Here is an 18,809-nt window from a genome sequence, read left to right on the forward strand (position 1 = left end):
TTTTTTTAGCCTGCATTATTGAAAAAAGTGCAGGCTTTTTCATACCAAAAAGCACCTTTTCTCGTTAGGATAAAAAATATTAATTTTAGAAAAAGAAAAGATAAATTTTAAGTTTTCCTTAAAAAATCGTTACTTCGTAAAAAAAATAGAATGAATCGCATTTTTTATTTGTTATTTTTATTTTTTTCGCTTTCGGTCTTCTCTCAAGATACAATTTCATTCTATTTTGAAACCGATAAATTTGTGTTAGCATCATCCGAAAAAATAAGACTTAGAGAATGGATTATTCAAAATCGTAAATCAAAAATTTTATCAATCAGAGGGTATACTGATGAAGTAGGAACCGATGAATACAATAGTGGATTATCCCAAAAAAGAGTAGATTTTGTATATCGCTCTATAATAGGAAAGATAAATATCAGAGAAGATTTTAAAACGATTAGCTATGGTGAAAATTTTAAGCAATCTGAAATTAAAGCCGAAAATCGAAGAGCAACTATTTACTATCTCAAAGAAGAAGAGCTTGACAAAGAAAATCAAGTTTTAGGCATTAAACCCGAAGTAGAACCGGACACAATAAATATAGCGAAAGTCTCAGATGATGCTCCACTCCATGAAAAAGTAGCAGCTGCCAAGAGAGGAGATAAAATAATTCTAAAAAATATTAATTTTTATCAGAACACATTTCAAATCACCCCGGAATCTCAGCCGGCTTTGTATGATTTGTTGTTTGTTCTACAAAATAATCCAAGCTTAACCATTCAGGTTCAAGGACACATTTGTTGTGTAGATGATGACAGGAGAAATTTATCATTAGAAAGAGCAAAACAAGTTCGTCGTTTCTTAATGTTTAAAGGAATTCCCATGCAAAGGGTTTCCGTAACAGGTTATGGCGTTCGTTATCCTATTTATCCCATTCCTGAAGATAATGAAGAACAGGCAGCAGCCAATAGAAGAGTTGAAATAGAAATTTTAAGCAAGTAATATGAAATTTGCCAGACTAATAGTTTTAGTGACAGTATTGAGCAGCGCATTAATAGGTTGTAGTGATAATTGTTCGGATGTTAATGCACCGGATTCGTCTTCTTTATTCTTGGAATTCGTAGACCAAACTACAGAAGAAAACGTTTTTGAAAATGAAATGTTTACAAGTGATCAAATTGTTATTACAGATGCAGATGATGAATTAGTATCATTTAATTTTGTAGTCGATAAAAATTTTATTCATGTTACTTTTCCGGCTGGAATATTAACTGATGAAGTTGTTTATGTAACTTTAGAGAATACAGAAACATCTGAGACCAGAGAAATTGAGGTTCATTTAAGTACAATTGCCCAAGAAGAAGAATGTTATATACTGTATAAAACAGATAATGTTCAATTCCCTAATAATGAAAGTGCTCTAGTTGATGGAATTTATCGTGTTAAAATCTAAAATTTTAATTTCTGAATTTTAAATTTTAAAACTATCTTTGCAACACAACTAAAAAGAGAAATTATTTCAATAAAAAAGAAGTGATTTCCAACTAACAACACAACATTTAATGAGCTCTGAAAATAGCAAACGCTACAATTTAAGAGGGGTTTCCGCTTCAAAGGAAGATGTCCACAATGCAATTAAAAACATTGATAAAGGGTTGTTCCCCAAAGCTTTCTGTAAAATTATTCCGGATTATTTAACAAATGATGATCAATATTGCATCATCATGCACGCTGATGGTGCCGGAACTAAATCGTCTTTAGCCTATATGTATTGGAAAGAAACCGGGGATTTATCCGTTTGGAAAGGCATAGCGCAAGACGCTTTAATTATGAATATCGATGACTTACTCTGTGTAGGTGCAACCGATAATATTTTGTTGTCGTCCACTATTGGAAGAAACAAAAATCTAGTTCCTGGCGAAGTGATTTCTGCAATCATCAACGGAACGGAAGAATTAATTTCAGATCTAAAAGAACACGGCGTTACCATTCATTCAACAGGTGGGGAAACTGCAGATGTGGGCGATTTAGTTCGTACCATTATTGTAGATTCAACAGTAACGGCTCGCATGAAACGCGAAAATGTTATTGATAATGCTAATATTCAAGCAGGTGATGTTATTGTAGGTTTAGCTTCATTCGGTCAGGCAACTTATGAAAAAGGATATAATGGAGGAATGGGAAGTAACGGCTTAACCTCTGCTCGTCATGACGTTTTTGCTAAATATTTAGCCGAAAAATACCCGGAAAGTTTTGATGCTTCTGTACCAAACGAATTAGTGTATTCAGGTCAAACCAAACTGACAGATGCTGTTGAAGATAGTCCGATTGACGCCGGAAAATTAGTGCTTTCTCCAACGAGAACTTACGCGCCGGTTATCAAAAAGATTTTAGAAAAATACAATGCAAATGATATTCACGGAATGGTTCATTGTAGTGGTGGTGCACAAACAAAAGTGCTTCACTTTGTGGATAACGTTCACGTGATAAAAGATAATTTGTTTCCGGTTCCACCGTTATTCAAATTGATACAAGAGCAATCAAAAACCGATTGGAAAGAAATGTACCAAGTGTTCAATTGTGGTCATCGAATGGAATTGTACGTTCCGGCTGAATTAGCAAATGATATTATTGCCATTTCAAAATCGTTCAATATTGATGCACAAATTGTAGGGAGAGTGGAAGCTTCGACAGAGAAAAAATTAACAATAACTTCCGAATACGGAAAATTTGAATACTAAGATGTCAGTTCGAGCGGAGTCGAGAACATAAAATAAATACAACAAACAACAATGCAACACAACGTTTTAATTTTAGATTTTGGTTCACAATACACGCAGTTAATTGCTCGCAGAGTAAGAGAACTGAATATTTTTTGTGAAATCTATCCGTATAATAATCCGCCGGAAGATTTATCGTCTTTCAAGGCTGTAATTCTGTCTGGAAGTCCGTTTTCTGTTCGTGCAGAAGATGCACCACATCCTGATTTATCAGAAATTAGAGGTAAAAAACCTTTGTTGGCAGTTTGTTACGGAGCGCAATATTTAGCTCATTTTTCAGGAGGAGAAGTAGCGCCATCAAATATTCGTGAGTATGGTAGAGCGAATTTGTCTTTCATTAAAGAAAATGAAGTTTTCTTCGAAAATGTGAATGTGGGTAGCCAAGTTTGGATGAGCCACTCAGATACAATTAAGCAATTACCGACAAATGGTGTACGTTTAGCAAGTACTAAAGACGTTGAAAATGCAGCTTACAAAATTGAAGGTGAAACAACTTATGCAATCCAATTCCACCCTGAAGTATACCACTCAACAGATGGTAAACAAATGTTGGAAAACTTCTTAGTGAAAATCGCCGGAGTAGAACAAAGTTTTACACCAAATGCGTTTGTAGAAGAAATTGTAGAAGAACTAAAACAAAAAATCGGTAACGACAAAGTGGTTTTAGGATTGTCGGGAGGTGTAGATTCTACAGTTGCTGCGGTTTTATTGAATAAAGCTATTGGTAAAAACTTGTATTGTATTTTCGTAAACAACGGTTTGTTGCGTAAAAATGAGTTTGACGCAGTATTGCATCAATATAAAGATATGGGGCTAAACGTAAAAGGGGTTGATGCTTCGGCACGCTTTTTGGATGCTTTAGCCGGGTTAGAAGATCCGGAGGCTAAACGTAAAGCTATCGGACGTGTGTTTATCGAAGTTTTTGATGATGAAGCACACTTGTTAACCGATGTAAAATGGTTAGGTCAAGGAACTATTTATCCCGATGTAATTGAGTCTATTTCGGTAAAAGGACCTTCTGCAACAATTAAATCGCACCACAACGTAGGTGGATTGCCGGATTTTATGAAATTGCAAGTGGTAGAGCCTTTACGAATGTTGTTTAAAGACGAAGTACGTCGCGTGGGTAAAACATTAGGAATTGATGACGAATTGTTAGGAAGACATCCGTTCCCGGGACCAGGATTAGCAATCCGAATTTTAGGAGATATTACTCCGGAAAAAGTTAGTATATTGCAAGAAGTTGATGCTATTTTCATCAACGGATTAAAAGAACACGGTTTATACGACAAGGTGTGGCAAGCAGGTGCTATTTTACTTCCGGTAAATAGTGTAGGTGTAATGGGAGATGAACGTACGTATGAAAAAGTAGTAGCTTTACGTGCAGTTGAATCTACTGATGGAATGACTGCTGATTGGGTTCACTTGCCGTATGAGTTCTTAATGAAAGTTTCAAATGAAATTATTAATAAAGTGAAAGGTGTGAACAGAGTTGTTTATGATATCAGCTCAAAACCGCCTGCAACTATTGAATGGGAATAAAAATTTAAACATGGTAATACGTAAAATTGCATTTTTAATGTTATTATCTTGTAGTATGTTTGCTGCAAGACAAGAGCCTTATGTGAAACACAACATCGCAAAAGGTGAAACAGTTTATAGCATAGCTAGAAAATATAAAGTAACGCCTTATGATATCTATCAGTTGAATCCTGAAGCTAAAGATGGAATTAAGGAAAATGCAATTTTACTGATTCCGTCAAAATCTTCGACAAAAATTGTAACTGCCACAAAATCGGACGTTAAAACAGGAACTTCAATTTCGGTAGATAATACTTCGGCAACAACTCACGTGGTGAAAACCAAAGAAACACTTTATAGTTTAGCAAAGCAATATAGCGTTTCTGTAGCTGATTTAAAAGAGTGGAATCCTGAGGTAGCAGAGAATGGCTTGAAAATTGGTCAAGAAATAATTGTTTCTAAAGATTATCATCCGGATAATTCTAATGATACTGTCGAAATTACTACAACAAAAAATACAACAGAAGCTTTTTCTCATGTGGTGAAAACCGGGGAAACACTTTATGGGATTTCAAAACAATACAATTTATCAGTTGCTGAATTAAAAGAATTGAATCCGCAATTAGATGAAGCAGATTTGAAGATTGGAGATACACTTCAACTGAAAAAAGTAGCTCAAGAAAAAACGAATAATCTAAACGGTAAAGAATACACTTCAAGTATTGGTGTTATGGAACGTTCTTATGTGGTAAAACCCGAAGAAACCTTGTATAGTATTTCCAGAAAATTGAGTGTTTCACAAGAAGATTTATTAGCGCTGAATCCCGAAGCTGAAAACGGTGTTAAAACCGGGATGAAGTTAAAATTACCGAATACTTTTGTTTCAAAAAGCAAAGCAAAAATTGATTTAACAAAAACGTTAGATCTTTATACTCGAAAAGGCTTGGTTATCATGTTGCCTTTTAATGTAGCTAAAGTGGAAGCAGATGCAACCAGAACAGTTCCGGAATATATAAAAGATAGTAAGTTATTGAATCTGACACTTGATTTTTATTCAGGGGCGTTAATGGCAATCGATTCGGCAAAAGTGCTAGGGTTGCCAGTTGATGTCAAAATTTTAGATGCTGAAGAAACGAGTTCTTCTTCAAGTATAGTCAAATTAATTTCGGCTAATAATTTTTCAAACGTAAAAGCGGTTATCGGACCTTTTTATAATGCAAATGTGGAAAAAGCAGCCGAATATTTAGCGTCTAAAGATATTCCTGTGATTTCGCCTTTATCAAAAGAAAAGAGCAAGCCAATGGCTAATTTGTACAATGCTGTTCCTTTACAAGAAACAATGTATAAAGCCATCTTTAATTATATGTATGCTAAAGATGGTAATATTTTAGCCGTAGTTAGTCCGAAGAAAAACAGTACTAAAGAATATTTACAGCAAAATTATAAAGATGTTAAATATGCTACTTATAATGCAGAAGGAGCCATTGATTTAGAGAGTATTAAAGCAAATTTGGTGAGAAGCAAAAAGAACTATGTGATTTTAGAATCAGAATTGGCAAATCAAGTTCTGAATGTTACCAATGCGTTAGTGAAGTTTAAAAAAGAATACGATATTCAGTTGGTTGTTTTTGAATTGTATGATACTTTAGATTATGATGAAATACCAATGCAAAATTTGGTGGATCTGAATTTATTGTTTCCATCCAGTAAAAGAGAAATTACTACTCCGGAAGGTTTGATTTATGAAAATAAGTATAAAAAACTGTATGGAGGAGTAACGCCTAATTCCAAAGTAAATGCCGGCTTTGATATTACTTTTGATACGTTATTGCGTATTTGTCAATCAGAAAGTTTTGAGGAAACCGCTAAAAAGTATAAATCAGAACAAGTAGAAAACGGTTTTGACTATGAAGATCATGGAGGTATTATGGCCAACGATGCTGTGTTTATTCAGTATTATAGTGATGATTACACAATTAAACCGGCATTGTAATTTACATTGGACTCTAATCAAGAAAAACTTATAAAATTAGCTCATACAAAAATGCCTTTCGGAAAATACGAAGGGCGTTTTCTTATAGATCTACCCGAACATTACATCGTTTGGTATAAGCAAAAAGGTTTCCCCAAAGGACAACTAGGTGAACAATTAGCATTGGTTTACGAATTAAAATTAAATGGATTGGAAGAGTTAGTTCGAAATATCAGAAAACAATTTCCTAAAACATAATTCGTTTTTTAAGCTAAAAACTATCTCAAATTTTAGTAAAAAGAGTTAAAAACGGAATTAATTTTAGAATTCTTCAAATAAGCAAAATCTCCAATTGGCATATTGCCGAATTAATATTATCTTTGCCCAGTTTTTTAAACGACAACACAACAACTCAACAACACAATGAATCAAACAAAGTATATTTTTGTTACAGGAGGCGTTACGTCTTCATTAGGAAAAGGAATCATAGCGGCTTCTTTGGCTAAACTATTGCAATCCAGAGGCTATAGAACCACTATTCAAAAATTTGACCCGTATATCAATGTCGATCCGGGAACACTTAATCCTTATGAACACGGTGAATGTTATGTGACAGATGATGGTGCAGAAACAGATTTGGATTTAGGACATTACGAGCGTTTTCTTAATGTTCCGACGTCACAAGCTAATAATGTAACAACAGGTAGAGTATACTTGTCAGTAATTGAAAAAGAACGCCGTGGCGAGTTTTTAGGAAAAACAGTTCAGGTCGTTCCTCATATCACTAACGAAATCAAACAACGCATGCAGTTGTTAGGAAAATCAGGTGATTATGATATCGTGATTACTGAAATAGGTGGTACGGTTGGAGATATTGAATCGTTACCTTACATTGAGTCAGTTCGTCAATTGTTGTGGGAGTTAGGTGATGAAAACGGAATTGTAATTCATTTAACGTTAGTGCCGTATTTGGCTGCTGCCGGAGAATTAAAAACAAAACCAACACAGCACTCGGTTAAAACGTTAATGGAGAGCGGAATCAAAGCTGACATTTTAGTGTGTAGAACCGAACATGAATTATCAGACGATTTGCGTCAAAAATTGGCTCTATTCTGTAATGTAAAAAAAGAAGCAGTAATTCAGTCAATTGATGCATCAACAATATATGATGTGCCTAATTTAATGCTTGAAGAAGGATTGGATACGGTTGCTCTGAAAAAATTAGGATTACCGGAAAAACAAAATCCGGATTTAACACAATGGAATGAGTTTTTACACAAATTGAAAAATCCAAAACATACCATCAATATTGGTTTGGTTGGAAAGTATGTGGAATTGCAAGATTCCTATAAATCTATTTTAGAAGCTTTCATTCATGCCGGAGCTGCAAATGAGACAAAAGTGAATGTGATTTCTATTCATTCGGAATATTTAGATGCCAATACGGCAGAAAATCAACTAAAAGGCTTGGATGGCATACTTGTTGCTCCAGGATTTGGAAATCGTGGAATCGAAGGTAAAATCGAAACGGTTCGTTATGCTCGTGAAAACAATATTCCGTTTTTAGGAATTTGTTTAGGAATGCAAATGGCAGTAATTGAGTTTGCTCGCAACGTTTTGGGCTACAAAGATGCTAATTCAACAGAAATGAATGAAAGTACGGCGCATCCGGTAATCAATTTAATGGAAGAACAAAAAGATATTAAAAATATGGGGGGAACCATGCGTTTAGGAGCATGGAAATGCAGTTTGAAAAACGATACTTTGGCCAACAAAATTTACGGGAAATCAGAAATTATGGAGCGTCACCGTCATCGTTACGAATTTAATGGAGATTACTTGGCAGAAATGGAAGCGAAAGGTTTGGTAGCTTCAGGTTTAAATCCGGATACAGGATTAGTAGAAATCGTAGAAGTACCAACACATCCGTTTTTTATAGGGGTTCAATACCATCCGGAATATAAAAGTACTGTTGCCAACCCGCATCCGTTATTCGTAAATTTTGTAGCGGCGGCGGTGCAACACAAATCAAAATAAAAAGTTACTTAAACAGTAACAGAATACTGTAACTAAATGGAAGAAAAAAAGTTAGACGTAAAATCGATTGTCGGTTTTGTTTTAATTACTGGGATTCTGATGTGGATGATGTATTCCAATACACCGACACCAGAAGAGCTTAAAGAAAAAGAGAAACAAGAACAAGCTGAAAAAGCGAAGGAAACAGCTAAAGCAGAAGCAGATAAAGAAGTAGTGGTTGCTACTGATTCTGTAAGCATGGTAAAAGCTCAACAAGAATTAGGCTCATTTGCGTATTCGGCAACTTTACCTTCAGCTAAAAATGATTTTACTGAAATCAAAAATGATGTTTTAGCTTTAAAAATCGCTAATAAAGGTGGTTATATTGCAGAAGCAACAGTTTTAGGTTTTGAAAGATTCGAAAAAGATTCAAAACAATTAGTTCAGTTAATTAAAGATAATAATGCGCAATTCGATTTAACGTTAAGTACAAAAGACAATCGCGTATTACATACACAAGACTTGTATTTTGAACCTAAGTTAACGACTGAAGGGGAGAATCAAGTGTTAACAATGCAGTTAAAAGCCGGTCCTGATCAGTTTTTAGAATATCGTTATGTGTTGAAACCTACAGAATATATGTTGGACTTTGCTATTCGTTCGCAAGGATTAGAAAGCGTAATTGACGCTTCTAAGCCAGTAGATTTAGAATGGGAAATGAAAACATATAGAAATGAAAAAAGTATTTCTTACGAAAATCGTTATACTGAAGTTGTTTTTGAATACGAAGGCGGAAAAGATGATTACTTAAACGCACAAAAGAAAGAAACAGATGCGACTGCTTCTGACGTTACTTATGTAGCTTTCAAACAGCATCATTTCGTTTCAGTTTTGTTGACAGATACACCTTTTAAAACAGCGGAGTTAAAATCATATAACTTAGTAGATAACGAAGATATTGACACGTTATATACTAAGAAGTTTTTGGCAAAAATGCCTTTAGAATTGAAAAATGGCGGATTGAACTATACGATGAACATGTATTATGGTCCGGCTAAATATGAAATTTTAAACGGTTACGACAAAAATTTAGATGAGATTATGCCGTTAGGTTGGGGGATCTTTGGTTTCATTAATCGTTATGCATTCATTCCGGCATTTGGTTTAGTAAGTAGCTTTTTACCTTACGGAATCGCTATTATCGTGTTTACCATTTTGGTGCGCTTAGTAATGTCGCCAGTGACGTATAAATCGTATTTGTCTCAAGCTAAAATGAAAGTATTGCGTCCTGAAATTGCCGAGATAAACGAGAAGTATAAAGATAATGCCATGAAAAAACAACAAGAGACAATGAAATTGTACTCTACTGCGGGCGTAAATCCTATGGCAGGTTGTATTCCGGCGTTGTTACAAATGCCAGTATTTTATGCGTTGTTCCAATTCTTCCCGTCCATGTTTGACTTACGTCAAAAAAGTTTCTTGTGGGCAGATGACTTATCTTCGTATGATAGTATTTACCAATTGCCGTTTAGAATACCGTTCTATGGTGACCACGTGAGTTTGTTCCCGATTTTGGCTTCTGTTGCTATTTTCTTTTATATGAAAATGACTACCGGAGATCAGCAAATGGCGCAACCACAACAAGAAGGTATGCCGGATATGGGGAACATCATGAAAATCATGTTGTATATTTCGCCTTTAATGATGTTGGTTTTCTTCAATAATTATGCTTCAGGATTATCATTGTACTATTTCATTTCAAATTCAATTACTATCGGTATTATGTTAGTGATTAAAAAATATATCGTAAACGATGAAAAAATACATGCTAAAATTCAGGCAAACAAAACGAAACCTAAAAAAGAAGGTAAATTCCAGCGTAAAATGCGCGAAATGATGGAACAGGCTGAGGCGCAGCAAAAAGTGAATAAAAAGTAAATTCATAAATCTAAGCCCTGTTTCAATAACAGGGCTTTTTTTATATCTTGCAATATGAAAGTTTTAATCATTGGCTTTGGAAACATGGGACAAACCTACGCAAATAGTTTTGTAGGTTCAGGCTTTGTAGCTTCGTCCGATATTATGGTGTTGAATCGCAGCGAAATTGTGGAAAAAGAAAAATTCCCGGTTAATGCTGCTAATTTTTTCACGCAACCCAACCCCAATGTTTTTGATGTCGATATTATTATTCTGGCTGTAAAACCTCAAGATTTTAATACGTTAGCACAAAGCGTAAAACCGTTCATTCATAAAGATCATTTATTGCTTTCTGTTATGGCTGGAATTACAATAAATAGTATTAGTCAAGCGTTTGCTAATACTAAAGTAGTGCGTTCAATGCCTAATATTCCAACGCAAATCGGGTTGGGAATGACCGTATTTTGCGCCTCAACTGATTTAGATCGAAAGGAATTGTTCATTATTCAAAATTTAATAAACACCACCGGAAAGTCAATTTATGTTGAAAAAGAAGAAATGCTGAATGCTGCAACTGCCGTTTCGGGAAGTGGTCCTGCTTATGTGTTTTATTTTATGAATGCAATGGTGGAATCGGCACTGAAATTAGGTTTTTCAAAATCAGAAGCTGAGTTTTTGGTAAACCAAACCTTTTTAGGAGCTGTTCAGTTGCAAAACAGAAGTAAGATTTCGCATCAGCAATGGATTGACAAAGTGGCATCTAAAGGAGGAACGACTGAAGCCGCATTAAAAGTTTTTACTCAATTTAACCTTTTTAATGGCATAGAAAATGGAGTAGAAGCTGCCAATACAAGAGCCATTGAACTTGGCAAACTATTTGATAATTTATAAGAAAAATAAAATATGCGATATATCCTTTTATTCATTTTAAGTTCGTTTCTAGTAACAGCTCAAGAGAAAATCAATCAGGTAGATACTAACGGCAAGCGCCACGGTTTGTGGAAAGGAACTCATGAAGAGTCAAAGCGTCCTCGCTATGAAGGAACTTTTGAGCACGGAAAAGAAGTGGGCGTTTTTAAATATTTTGACGATACCAAAGCGGGAACGGTTATAGCAACTCGCGATTTCTCTAAAGGAGACGGAACGTGTTATGTGATTTTTTACAATCAAAAGAGCAATAAAGTAAGCGAAGGTATTTTAAAGAATAAATTACCGGAAGGGCAATGGAAATACTATCATTTAGATAGTCCTCAGTTAATGACGGTCGAATTTTATAAAGCGGGAAAATTAGAAGGCGAAAGAAAAGTGTTTTATAAAGACGGTTCTCTTGCCGAGATTTCGCATTACAAAAATGGATTGTTGGAGGGAAATTATAAAAAATATGGTAAAAATGAAAAGTTGCTAGAGGATTTAAATTATAAAAAAGGAGAACTTCACGGAGCTGTCACTTATTATGATGGGAATGGACATATAGAGTTTAAGGGAACGTATAATAACGGACGTAAAGTGGGGTATTGGGAAACCTACGAAAAAGGAAAATTAGTTAAAAAAGAAAAAGTGACTCATTACACGCGTAAGACTTTCAAAATGGAAAATCCGGGTGAAATGGAAACTAAAAATGATAAAAAATAAATGAAACGAGTTGTAGTTGGACTTTCTGGAGGTGTGGACTCGAGTGTTGCGGCTTATTTGCTAAAAGAACAAGGTTATGAAGTTATTGGCTTGTTTATGAAAAATTGGCACGATGATTCCGTAACGATTTCTAACGAATGTCCATGGTTGGAAGATAGTAATGATGCATTATTGGTTGCCGAAAAATTAGGAATACCTTTTCAGACGGTTGATTTGTCGGAGCAATACAAAGAACGTATTGTAGATTATATGTTTCACGAATACGAGCAAGGACGCACGCCCAATCCGGATGTGTTGTGTAATCGCGAAATCAAATTCGATGTTTTCATGAAAATCGCCTTGTCTTTAGGAGCTGATTATGTGGCCACCGGACATTATTGCCGTAAAGGGACTATTGAAAAAGACGGTCAAGAAGTGTATCAGTTGTTAGCGGGTAAAGACGGGAATAAAGATCAATCGTATTTCTTATGCCAATTGTCACAAGAACAGTTGTCAAAAGCATTGTTTCCTATTGGTGAATTGACCAAACCGGAAGTACGCGAAATTGCAGCCCGATTAGATTTGGTTACTGCCGAAAAGAAAGATTCGCAAGGTTTGTGCTTCATCGGAAAAGTACGTTTACCTGAGTTCTTACAACAAAAATTAAAACCGAAAGAAGGCATAATTGTTGAAATAGCTGCTGAAGCTCCGATGTACGAAATTGAAAAACCGGAATTCCATTCGTTAGAAGAAGAATTAGAATTTGAAGCTCAAAATCGTTCGTATTCACAAGATTCAGGAAAAGTCGTTGGAAAACATCAAGGAGCTCATTATTTCACTAAAGGACAACGCAAAGGATTGAACGTTGGCGGAACAAAAGAAGGACTCTATGTAATTGAAACTGATGTGGAATCCAATGTGATCTATACCGGTCAAGGCAATCAACATCCTGGCTTGTTTAAAAAAGCACTGTTTATTCAACAAAGCGAAGTGCATTGGATTCGTGAAGATTTAGCTTTACAACCCGGAGAAACAATGGAAGTAAAAGCTAGAATTCGTTACAGACAACCTTTACAAAAAGCTACTTTATATCAGTTTGAAAACGGAATGTATGTTGTTTTTGAAGAACCGCAATCCGCTATAACAGAAGGGCAATTTGTGGCTTGGCATCACGAAGACGAAGTTTTAGGAAGTGGTGTTATTTCGTAACAACTAAAAAAATATTTTGAAAAGATTAAGGACTGTGGTTTTTAATCTTTTTTTGTTTTTATAAACATTAAGCTTCAACAAATAATTATCTTCGTATTATAAATACAAAACATGAATCTACTTTATATCGCAATCGGATTAACCTTGTTGGTTTTAGGAGGAAATTGGCTTTTAAAATCAGCAGTTGGCTTATCACTCAAGTTTAATGTTTCCAAAATTATTATAGGTTTAACCGTAGTTTCCTTTGCTACTTCGGCACCGGAAATGATTGTGAGTATCGAAGCGGCTTTAGATGGTTTTCCGGATATTGCAGTGGGAAATGTGGTAGGTTCAAACATTGGAAATATCGGTTTGGTTTTAGGAGTTGTTTTGTTGATTAATGCCATTCAGGTGGAAACCAGTTTTTATGCTACGGATTGGCCAATGAAAATGTTAGCTTCTTTCCTATTGTATATTTTTCTGATTGTTGATGGCATTTTGAGTCGAATAGAAGGCTTTATTTTTATGGTAATTTTAATTGCTTTTATTCTTTATCTGGTAAAGAAGAACAAGCAAATTACAGCCGAAACGGAAGAAATAAACGAAGAAGATAATATCAGTTATGTAATGATTTTTGGCTTGTTAATTGTGGGAAGTTTTGCGCTTTGGGCAGGTTCTGAATTGTTAGTAAAAGGAGCGGTTAACTTAGCAGAAAGCGTAGGGGTAAGCAAGCGTATTATAGCGATTACAGTGGTTTCTGTTGGAACAAGCATTCCTGAGTTAGCATCTTCTGTTATTGCTGCTTTAAAAAAGGAAAATGATATTTCTATTGGTAATATAATTGGTTCCAATATTTTTAATATCCTTAGCGTTTTAGGAATTACAGCTATGATAAAACCTATCGATCACATCGATCCGCAAATCATCAATAACGATATTTATTGGATGCTTGGTTTTGCAGTAGCGCTTTTGCCTTTAGTGTTTTTACCTAAGCGAAATAGCTTAAGTTTAAAAGAAGGTATTTTATTACTTTCAGCGTATTGTATTTTTATTTATTTGACTATTAAATAATTTGAAGTTTTCGTAAAGAAAAGTTGGTATCATTTCTGAGCTATTTTAGTTACCTTTACCAAAACTATAAATGGAAAAGAACAATGCTTAAAAAATTACTTTGTAGTGTACTATTTTTCGTTTCCCTAACGGTATTTGCTCAGGAAGATGCATGGGTATATTTTAACGATAAACCGGATACTGCTTATTATTTAGCCAATCCGCTTCAAATGCTTTCTCAAAGAGCATTAGACAGAAGAACAGCTCAAGGAATAGGTCTTGATGAAACAGATGTTCCCGTTTCCATAGCGTATGTCAATCAAGTGGCTGCTGCAACAGGAATTACCGTTATGGCTCAATCCAAATGGATGAATGCTGTACATGTAAGAGGAACACAAGCTGATATTCAAGCTTTAAATTCACTGGATTTTGTGGATTATATTTATTATGCTGATCATTCACTCAATAGTTTAACCGGAAATAGAGGAAGTTCAATTCCTACGGGATCAAGTAAAGTTGGAAAGGCAAAAGATAAATTTGAAATAGAAGCCAATTTTAATTATGGAAATTCTTCTAATCAAATTCAAATGTTGAATGGTCAATATTTGCACCAACAAGATTACACCGGTTCAGGTAAAATTATTGCGGTTTTAGATGCTGGTTTTCCTGGAGTAGATACGGCTGCACCTTTTCAAAGATTACACGATAATAACCTAATTTTAGGAGGATATAATTTTCCGGATGCCAATACTAATTTCTATACGCGTAATAGTCATGGAACAAATGTGTTATCTACCATGGGCGGCTATGTAGAAGGACAATTAGTAGGAACCGCTCCTGATGCCGCATATTACTTGTTTATTACCGAAGACGTGAATAGCGAAAATCCTGTCGAAGAATCGTATTGGGTAGAAGCTGCGGAAAGAGCCGATAGTTTAGGGGTTGATGTGATCAATTCTTCTTTAGGTTACGGAACCTATGATAATGATACATATTCGTATACTTATGCTATGCGAAACGGACAAATAGGATTTGCTTCCAGAGGAGCTTCCATGGCTTTTCAAAAAGGGATTGTTTGCGTAATTAGTGCCGGAAATGAAGGGAATGCATCTGAACCTCATATAGGTATTCCTGCTGATGCAGATAATATTTTAACAGTAGGAGCTGTAAATAGTACCGAAAATTATGTATCCTTTAGTTCTATAGGAAATACAGCTGATGGCAGAGTAAAACCCGATGTTTGCGCCAAGGGAGCGAGTGCAACAATTAGTTCTACAACAGGAACAATTACCACAGCAAATGGAACATCGTTTTCAAGCCCTATTTTAGCGGGAATGGTGGCTTCTTTTTGGTCGGCTTTGCCCAATTTAACTGCGGCAGAAGTCATTCAATTTGTCAAAGAATCGGCCGATCAATATACTACTCCCGATATTTATAAAGGATATGGCGTGCCCGATTTTCAATTGGCTTTAACCAATGCTTTGGATGTCGCTTCTTTTGAACAAAATAAGATTCGTCTTTATCCTAATCCGGTATCCGATTTTTTAACGATTCAGTCGGAAGATGCTTTTATAGGAACGATAGAAATTTACAATCAATTAGGACAAAAAGTTCTAACGCAATATGTTAATAGTGGAGTAATTCAAATACCAACACACGATTGGTCTTCCGGAATTTACTTTTATGATTTTTCTTCGAATAATGGTAAATTGCGAGGAAAATTAATCAAACAATAATGAACAGAATAACTCAACTTTTCAATATACAATATCCTATTATTCAAGGTGGAATGATTTGGAATAGTGGTTACAAATTAGCAAGTGCTGTGAGCAATGCCGGCGGTTTAGGTTTAATTGGCGCAGGTTCCATGTATCCCGATGTTTTGCGAGAGCACATCCAAAAATGCAAAAAAACCACAGATAAACCTTTCGGAGTGAATGTTCCCATGTTGTATCCCAATATTGAGGAAATCATGCAGATCATAAAGGAAGAAAGCGTGAAGATTGTTTTTACTTCGGCCGGAAATCCTAAAACGTGGACACCTTTTTTGAAGGAAAACGGAATTACCGTAGTACATGTGGTAAGTAGTACAAAATTTGCGTTAAAAGCTCAGGAAGCCGGCGTAGATGCTATTGTAGCGGAAGGATTTGAAGCCGGAGGACATAACGGAAGAGATGAAACCACAACGCTGACATTAATTCCTATGGTGAAAGAACAAATAACTATTCCATTAATTGCTGCCGGAGGTATTGCAACTGGAAGAGGGATGTTAGCAGCTATGGCTTTAGGCGCTGATGGCGTTCAAATGGGAAGTCGCTTTGCTGCTTCTGTCGAATCAAGTGCGCATGATAATTATAAGCAAACCATTTTGAATACTAACGAAGGCGATACAATGTTGACGTTAAAAGAGTTGGCACCTGTTCGTTTAATCAAAAATAAATTTTATAACGATTTACAGGAATTATATAAGCAATGTCCTACACCTGAGGATTTAAAAAATCTTTTAGGCCGAGCGAGAGCTAAAAAAGGAATGTTTGAGGGTGACTTAGTAGAAGGTGAATTGGAAGTTGGACAAATTGCAGGAGTGATTCACGACATTCTTCCGGTAGAAACCATTGTTAAAAATGTGATGGCTGAATTTAAACAAGCTCAACAGGAAATTACTAAAATTGAATTTTAAGAATTATGAAGTTTTTTAAATATTTTGTGCTTTTATTGTTGTTTAGCGGAGTTTTTGTTTCTGCACAATCGTTTCGTTTTAAAACATCAACAATTTCTATTTTAGAGAAAGATCGTTACGGAAAGTGGAAAAAGTGGTCGACACCCAAACCAACAGAAGTTATCGTCACACTAGATTATGATAAGAATAAAATTGTGATTTATTCCACAGAAATTCAGTATTATAAAATTGTAGAATATTTAGGGAAAGAAATTTCAGAGACAGACGAAATCAATTCGTATTTATGTAAAAACCCGGAAGGAATTGCAGTTAAAATTTCCTTCTTCGTTCGTAAAGACAAGAATAACAAAACACAATTGTATGTGTATCACAAAGATTTTTCTTTCTGCTACGATATTGAAGAAATTACAGAATAAAAAATAAAAAATGAAAACTAAAATCAGTGCTGTACTTTTGGCTTTAGCGAGTACATTTTCACAAGCACAAGAAAAGCCAAAACTAGTTGTAGGAATTGTAGTTGACCAAATGAAAATGGAATATCTGTATCGTTTTGCAGATGATTTTTCAAACGATGGTTTTAAGCGTTTAATGAACAAAGGTTACACTTTTCACAACACGCATTACAATTACATGCCCACATACACGGCACCAGGACATGCTTCGGTTTACACAGGAACAACACCTTCTGTTCACGGAATTGTAGGGAACGATTGGTTCAACAAAGCAACCGGAAAAGAAATGTACTGTACCGACGATGCCTCAGTAGCAACTCTTGGTGGCGGAACAAAAAGCGAAGGTGAAATGTCGCCTCGCAATTTACAAGCAACGACAATTACTGACGAATTGAAATTGGCTACTAAATTTGAGGGAAAAGTCATTGGAATCAGTATAAAAGACAGAGGAGCAATTCTTCCGGCCGGACATTTTGCCGATTGGGCATTTTGGTACAGCAAAACCGGAAATTTTGTAACTAGTACGTATTACGGCGAAAATATGCCAAAATGGGCTCAACAATTTAATGACGAAAAGCATTATTTGGAGTATACCAATCAAACTTGGGATCTGTTGAAACCAAAAGAAACGTATAACGAAAGTTTAAATGATAACAATCCTTACGAAGGGAAATTGTTTAAAAAACAAGCATTTTTTCCATACAATATGAAAGAAATGTACGAAAGCAACGATGCAGGAGTATTAAGAACCAGTCCTTTCGGGAATAATTTAATAGTTGATTTTGCAAAGAAAGCCATTCAAGGAGAGCAATTAGGACAAGATGCGATAACTGACTTTTTAACCGTGAGTTTTTCGTCAACCGATTATATCGGGCATGCTTTGGGACCACGTTCTATTGAATTGCAAGACACCTATTTGCGTTTGGATTTGGCTATTGCCGATTTCTTAAACTATTTGGATAAAACCGTAGGTAAAAATCAATATTTAGTATTTTTAACGGCAGATCATGCCGGAGCTGAAAACGTAACATACTTGAAAGATAACAAGTATGATGTAGATAATATTTTGTCTAAAAACTTTGAAAATTCATTACATGCTTTTTCAGAAGAGCATTTTGGAGCTGATTTGTTGTTGAACTATTCAAATTTCAATTTATTTTTCAATAAAGAATTAATTCAGCAAAAAGGCTTAGAATTGACTAAAGTAAAAGAAGCTTTCAAAACCTTTTTGTACCAACAGAAATTCATCAAACGCGTATATACAGAAGAAGAGATCATGAGTAATGGAGGAACCGATTATTACTTAAACTGTATTTCTCGTGGCTATGATCCGGTTCAAAACGGAGAATTGGTTTTTGTTTTCAAACCCGCTTATATTGAATATTCTTCAACCGGAACTTCTCATGGTTCGCCTTATGCTTATGATACGCATGTTCCTTTGCTTTTCTATGGTTGGAAAGTGCCAAAAGGAGAAAGTCATCAAAAGAAATACATTACACAAATTGCACCGACACTAGCACAAAAATTGAAGATTACCTTACCTAACGGAACAGAAGCTGAAGTTTTAGAAGAAGTGTTGACAAACAAATAATAAAACTTTAACAAAATATACAGAAAAACTGTACCGATATTAACATTTG

The 18,809-nt window shown here is 35.2% G+C and carries 16 protein-coding genes; all 16 read left to right on the top strand.

Annotated features, from left to right (window positions below):
• Nucleotides 1-150 precede the first annotated feature (150 nt).
• The 16 genes from ACUSJC_RS03360 to pafA all read left to right on the top strand — a co-directional run bounded on the left by ACUSJC_RS03360 (nt 151) and on the right by pafA (nt 18,760).
• On the top strand, nt 151-984 hold the full coding sequence (locus ACUSJC_RS03360) for an OmpA family protein (protein WP_449268141.1): 834 nt from the start codon (nt 151-153) through the stop codon (nt 982-984).
• A 1-nt stretch (nt 985) separates the two neighbouring features.
• Nucleotides 986-1,435 carry a hypothetical protein gene (locus ACUSJC_RS03365; protein WP_449268142.1) on the top strand — a complete coding sequence of 150 codons (450 nt, stop codon included), beginning with the start codon at nt 986-988 and terminating at the stop codon, nt 1,433-1,435.
• Between the two features lie 109 nt (nt 1,436-1,544).
• Nucleotides 1,545-2,723: an AIR synthase related protein gene (locus ACUSJC_RS03370; protein WP_449268143.1), complete on the top strand. Its 1,179-nt coding sequence runs from the start codon at nt 1,545-1,547 to the stop codon at nt 2,721-2,723.
• Between the two features lie 51 nt (nt 2,724-2,774).
• Nucleotides 2,775-4,304 (top strand): glutamine-hydrolyzing GMP synthase, encoded by a 1,530-nt coding sequence (gene guaA, locus ACUSJC_RS03375; protein WP_449268144.1) that lies wholly within the window; start codon nt 2,775-2,777, stop codon nt 4,302-4,304.
• Between the two features lie 10 nt (nt 4,305-4,314).
• Nucleotides 4,315-6,276 (top strand): LysM peptidoglycan-binding domain-containing protein, encoded by a 1,962-nt coding sequence (locus tag ACUSJC_RS03380; RefSeq protein WP_449268145.1) that lies wholly within the window; start codon nt 4,315-4,317, stop codon nt 6,274-6,276.
• Between the two features lie 6 nt (nt 6,277-6,282).
• Entirely contained in the window at nt 6,283-6,513 is a 231-nt protein-coding gene (locus tag ACUSJC_RS03385; protein WP_449268146.1) for a DUF3820 family protein, read from the top strand.
• Between the two features lie 165 nt (nt 6,514-6,678).
• Nucleotides 6,679-8,292, top strand: coding sequence for a CTP synthase (locus ACUSJC_RS03390; RefSeq protein WP_449268147.1), 1,614 nt, complete (start codon nt 6,679-6,681; stop codon nt 8,290-8,292).
• Between the two features lie 36 nt (nt 8,293-8,328).
• Entirely contained in the window at nt 8,329-10,209 is a 1,881-nt protein-coding gene (yidC, locus tag ACUSJC_RS03395; protein WP_449268148.1) for a membrane protein insertase YidC, read from the top strand.
• 54 nt (nt 10,210-10,263) lie between these two features.
• The gene (gene proC / locus ACUSJC_RS03400) at nt 10,264-11,079 is read left to right on the top strand and encodes a pyrroline-5-carboxylate reductase (protein WP_449268149.1); all 816 of its coding nucleotides are present in this window, start codon (nt 10,264-10,266) and stop codon (nt 11,077-11,079) included.
• Nucleotides 11,080-11,091: 12 nt separating this feature from the next.
• Nucleotides 11,092-11,820 (top strand): toxin-antitoxin system YwqK family antitoxin, encoded by a 729-nt coding sequence (locus tag ACUSJC_RS03405; RefSeq protein ID WP_449268150.1) that lies wholly within the window; start codon nt 11,092-11,094, stop codon nt 11,818-11,820.
• Nucleotides 11,821-13,008, top strand: a complete 1,188-nt coding sequence (gene mnmA / locus ACUSJC_RS03410; protein ID WP_449268151.1) for a tRNA 2-thiouridine(34) synthase MnmA — start codon at nt 11,821-11,823, stop codon at nt 13,006-13,008. It abuts the gene before it with no gap.
• Between the two features lie 111 nt (nt 13,009-13,119).
• Nucleotides 13,120-14,058: a calcium/sodium antiporter gene (locus tag ACUSJC_RS03415; protein WP_449268152.1), complete on the top strand. Its 939-nt coding sequence runs from the start codon at nt 13,120-13,122 to the stop codon at nt 14,056-14,058.
• 83 nt (nt 14,059-14,141) lie between these two features.
• A complete protein-coding gene (locus tag ACUSJC_RS03420; RefSeq protein WP_449268153.1) occupies nt 14,142-15,773 on the top strand; it encodes a S8 family serine peptidase in 1,632 nt (543 codons plus the stop codon).
• Complete coding sequence (locus tag ACUSJC_RS03425; protein ID WP_449268154.1) at nt 15,773-16,717, top strand: NAD(P)H-dependent flavin oxidoreductase; 945 nt, start codon at nt 15,773-15,775, stop codon at nt 16,715-16,717. Before ACUSJC_RS03420 ends, ACUSJC_RS03425 begins: the two co-directional genes overlap by 1 nt.
• Before the next feature lie 5 nt (nt 16,718-16,722).
• Nucleotides 16,723-17,133 carry a hypothetical protein gene (locus ACUSJC_RS03430; protein ID WP_449268155.1) on the top strand — a complete coding sequence of 137 codons (411 nt, stop codon included), beginning with the start codon at nt 16,723-16,725 and terminating at the stop codon, nt 17,131-17,133.
• A gap of 10 nt (nt 17,134-17,143) precedes the next feature.
• Entirely contained in the window at nt 17,144-18,760 is a 1,617-nt protein-coding gene (gene pafA / locus ACUSJC_RS03435; protein WP_449268156.1) for an alkaline phosphatase PafA, read from the top strand.
• Nucleotides 18,761-18,809: the final 49 nt, after the last annotated feature.

Source organism: Flavobacterium sp. U410 (genome assembly GCF_053570605.1).

What these genes read in the sequence shown, in the direction of transcription:
- ACUSJC_RS03360 (WP_449268141.1), top strand. Translation starts at nt 151, where the DNA reads ATGAATCGCATTTTTTATTTGTTATTTTTATTTTTTTCGCTTTCGGTC.
- ACUSJC_RS03365 (WP_449268142.1), top strand. Translation starts at nt 986, where the DNA reads ATGAAATTTGCCAGACTAATAGTTTTAGTGACAGTATTGAGCAGCGCA.
- ACUSJC_RS03370 (WP_449268143.1), top strand. Translation starts at nt 1,545, where the DNA reads ATGAGCTCTGAAAATAGCAAACGCTACAATTTAAGAGGGGTTTCCGCT.
- guaA (WP_449268144.1), top strand. Translation starts at nt 2,775, where the DNA reads ATGCAACACAACGTTTTAATTTTAGATTTTGGTTCACAATACACGCAG.
- ACUSJC_RS03380 (WP_449268145.1), top strand. Translation starts at nt 4,315, where the DNA reads ATGGTAATACGTAAAATTGCATTTTTAATGTTATTATCTTGTAGTATG.
- ACUSJC_RS03390 (WP_449268147.1), top strand. Translation starts at nt 6,679, where the DNA reads ATGAATCAAACAAAGTATATTTTTGTTACAGGAGGCGTTACGTCTTCA.
- yidC (WP_449268148.1), top strand. Translation starts at nt 8,329, where the DNA reads ATGGAAGAAAAAAAGTTAGACGTAAAATCGATTGTCGGTTTTGTTTTA.
- proC (WP_449268149.1), top strand. Translation starts at nt 10,264, where the DNA reads ATGAAAGTTTTAATCATTGGCTTTGGAAACATGGGACAAACCTACGCA.
- ACUSJC_RS03405 (WP_449268150.1), top strand. Translation starts at nt 11,092, where the DNA reads ATGCGATATATCCTTTTATTCATTTTAAGTTCGTTTCTAGTAACAGCT.
- mnmA (WP_449268151.1), top strand. Translation starts at nt 11,821, where the DNA reads ATGAAACGAGTTGTAGTTGGACTTTCTGGAGGTGTGGACTCGAGTGTT.
- ACUSJC_RS03415 (WP_449268152.1), top strand. Translation starts at nt 13,120, where the DNA reads ATGAATCTACTTTATATCGCAATCGGATTAACCTTGTTGGTTTTAGGA.
- ACUSJC_RS03420 (WP_449268153.1), top strand. Translation starts at nt 14,142, where the DNA reads ATGCTTAAAAAATTACTTTGTAGTGTACTATTTTTCGTTTCCCTAACG.
- ACUSJC_RS03425 (WP_449268154.1), top strand. Translation starts at nt 15,773, where the DNA reads ATGAACAGAATAACTCAACTTTTCAATATACAATATCCTATTATTCAA.
- ACUSJC_RS03430 (WP_449268155.1), top strand. Translation starts at nt 16,723, where the DNA reads ATGAAGTTTTTTAAATATTTTGTGCTTTTATTGTTGTTTAGCGGAGTT.
- pafA (WP_449268156.1), top strand. Translation starts at nt 17,144, where the DNA reads ATGAAAACTAAAATCAGTGCTGTACTTTTGGCTTTAGCGAGTACATTT.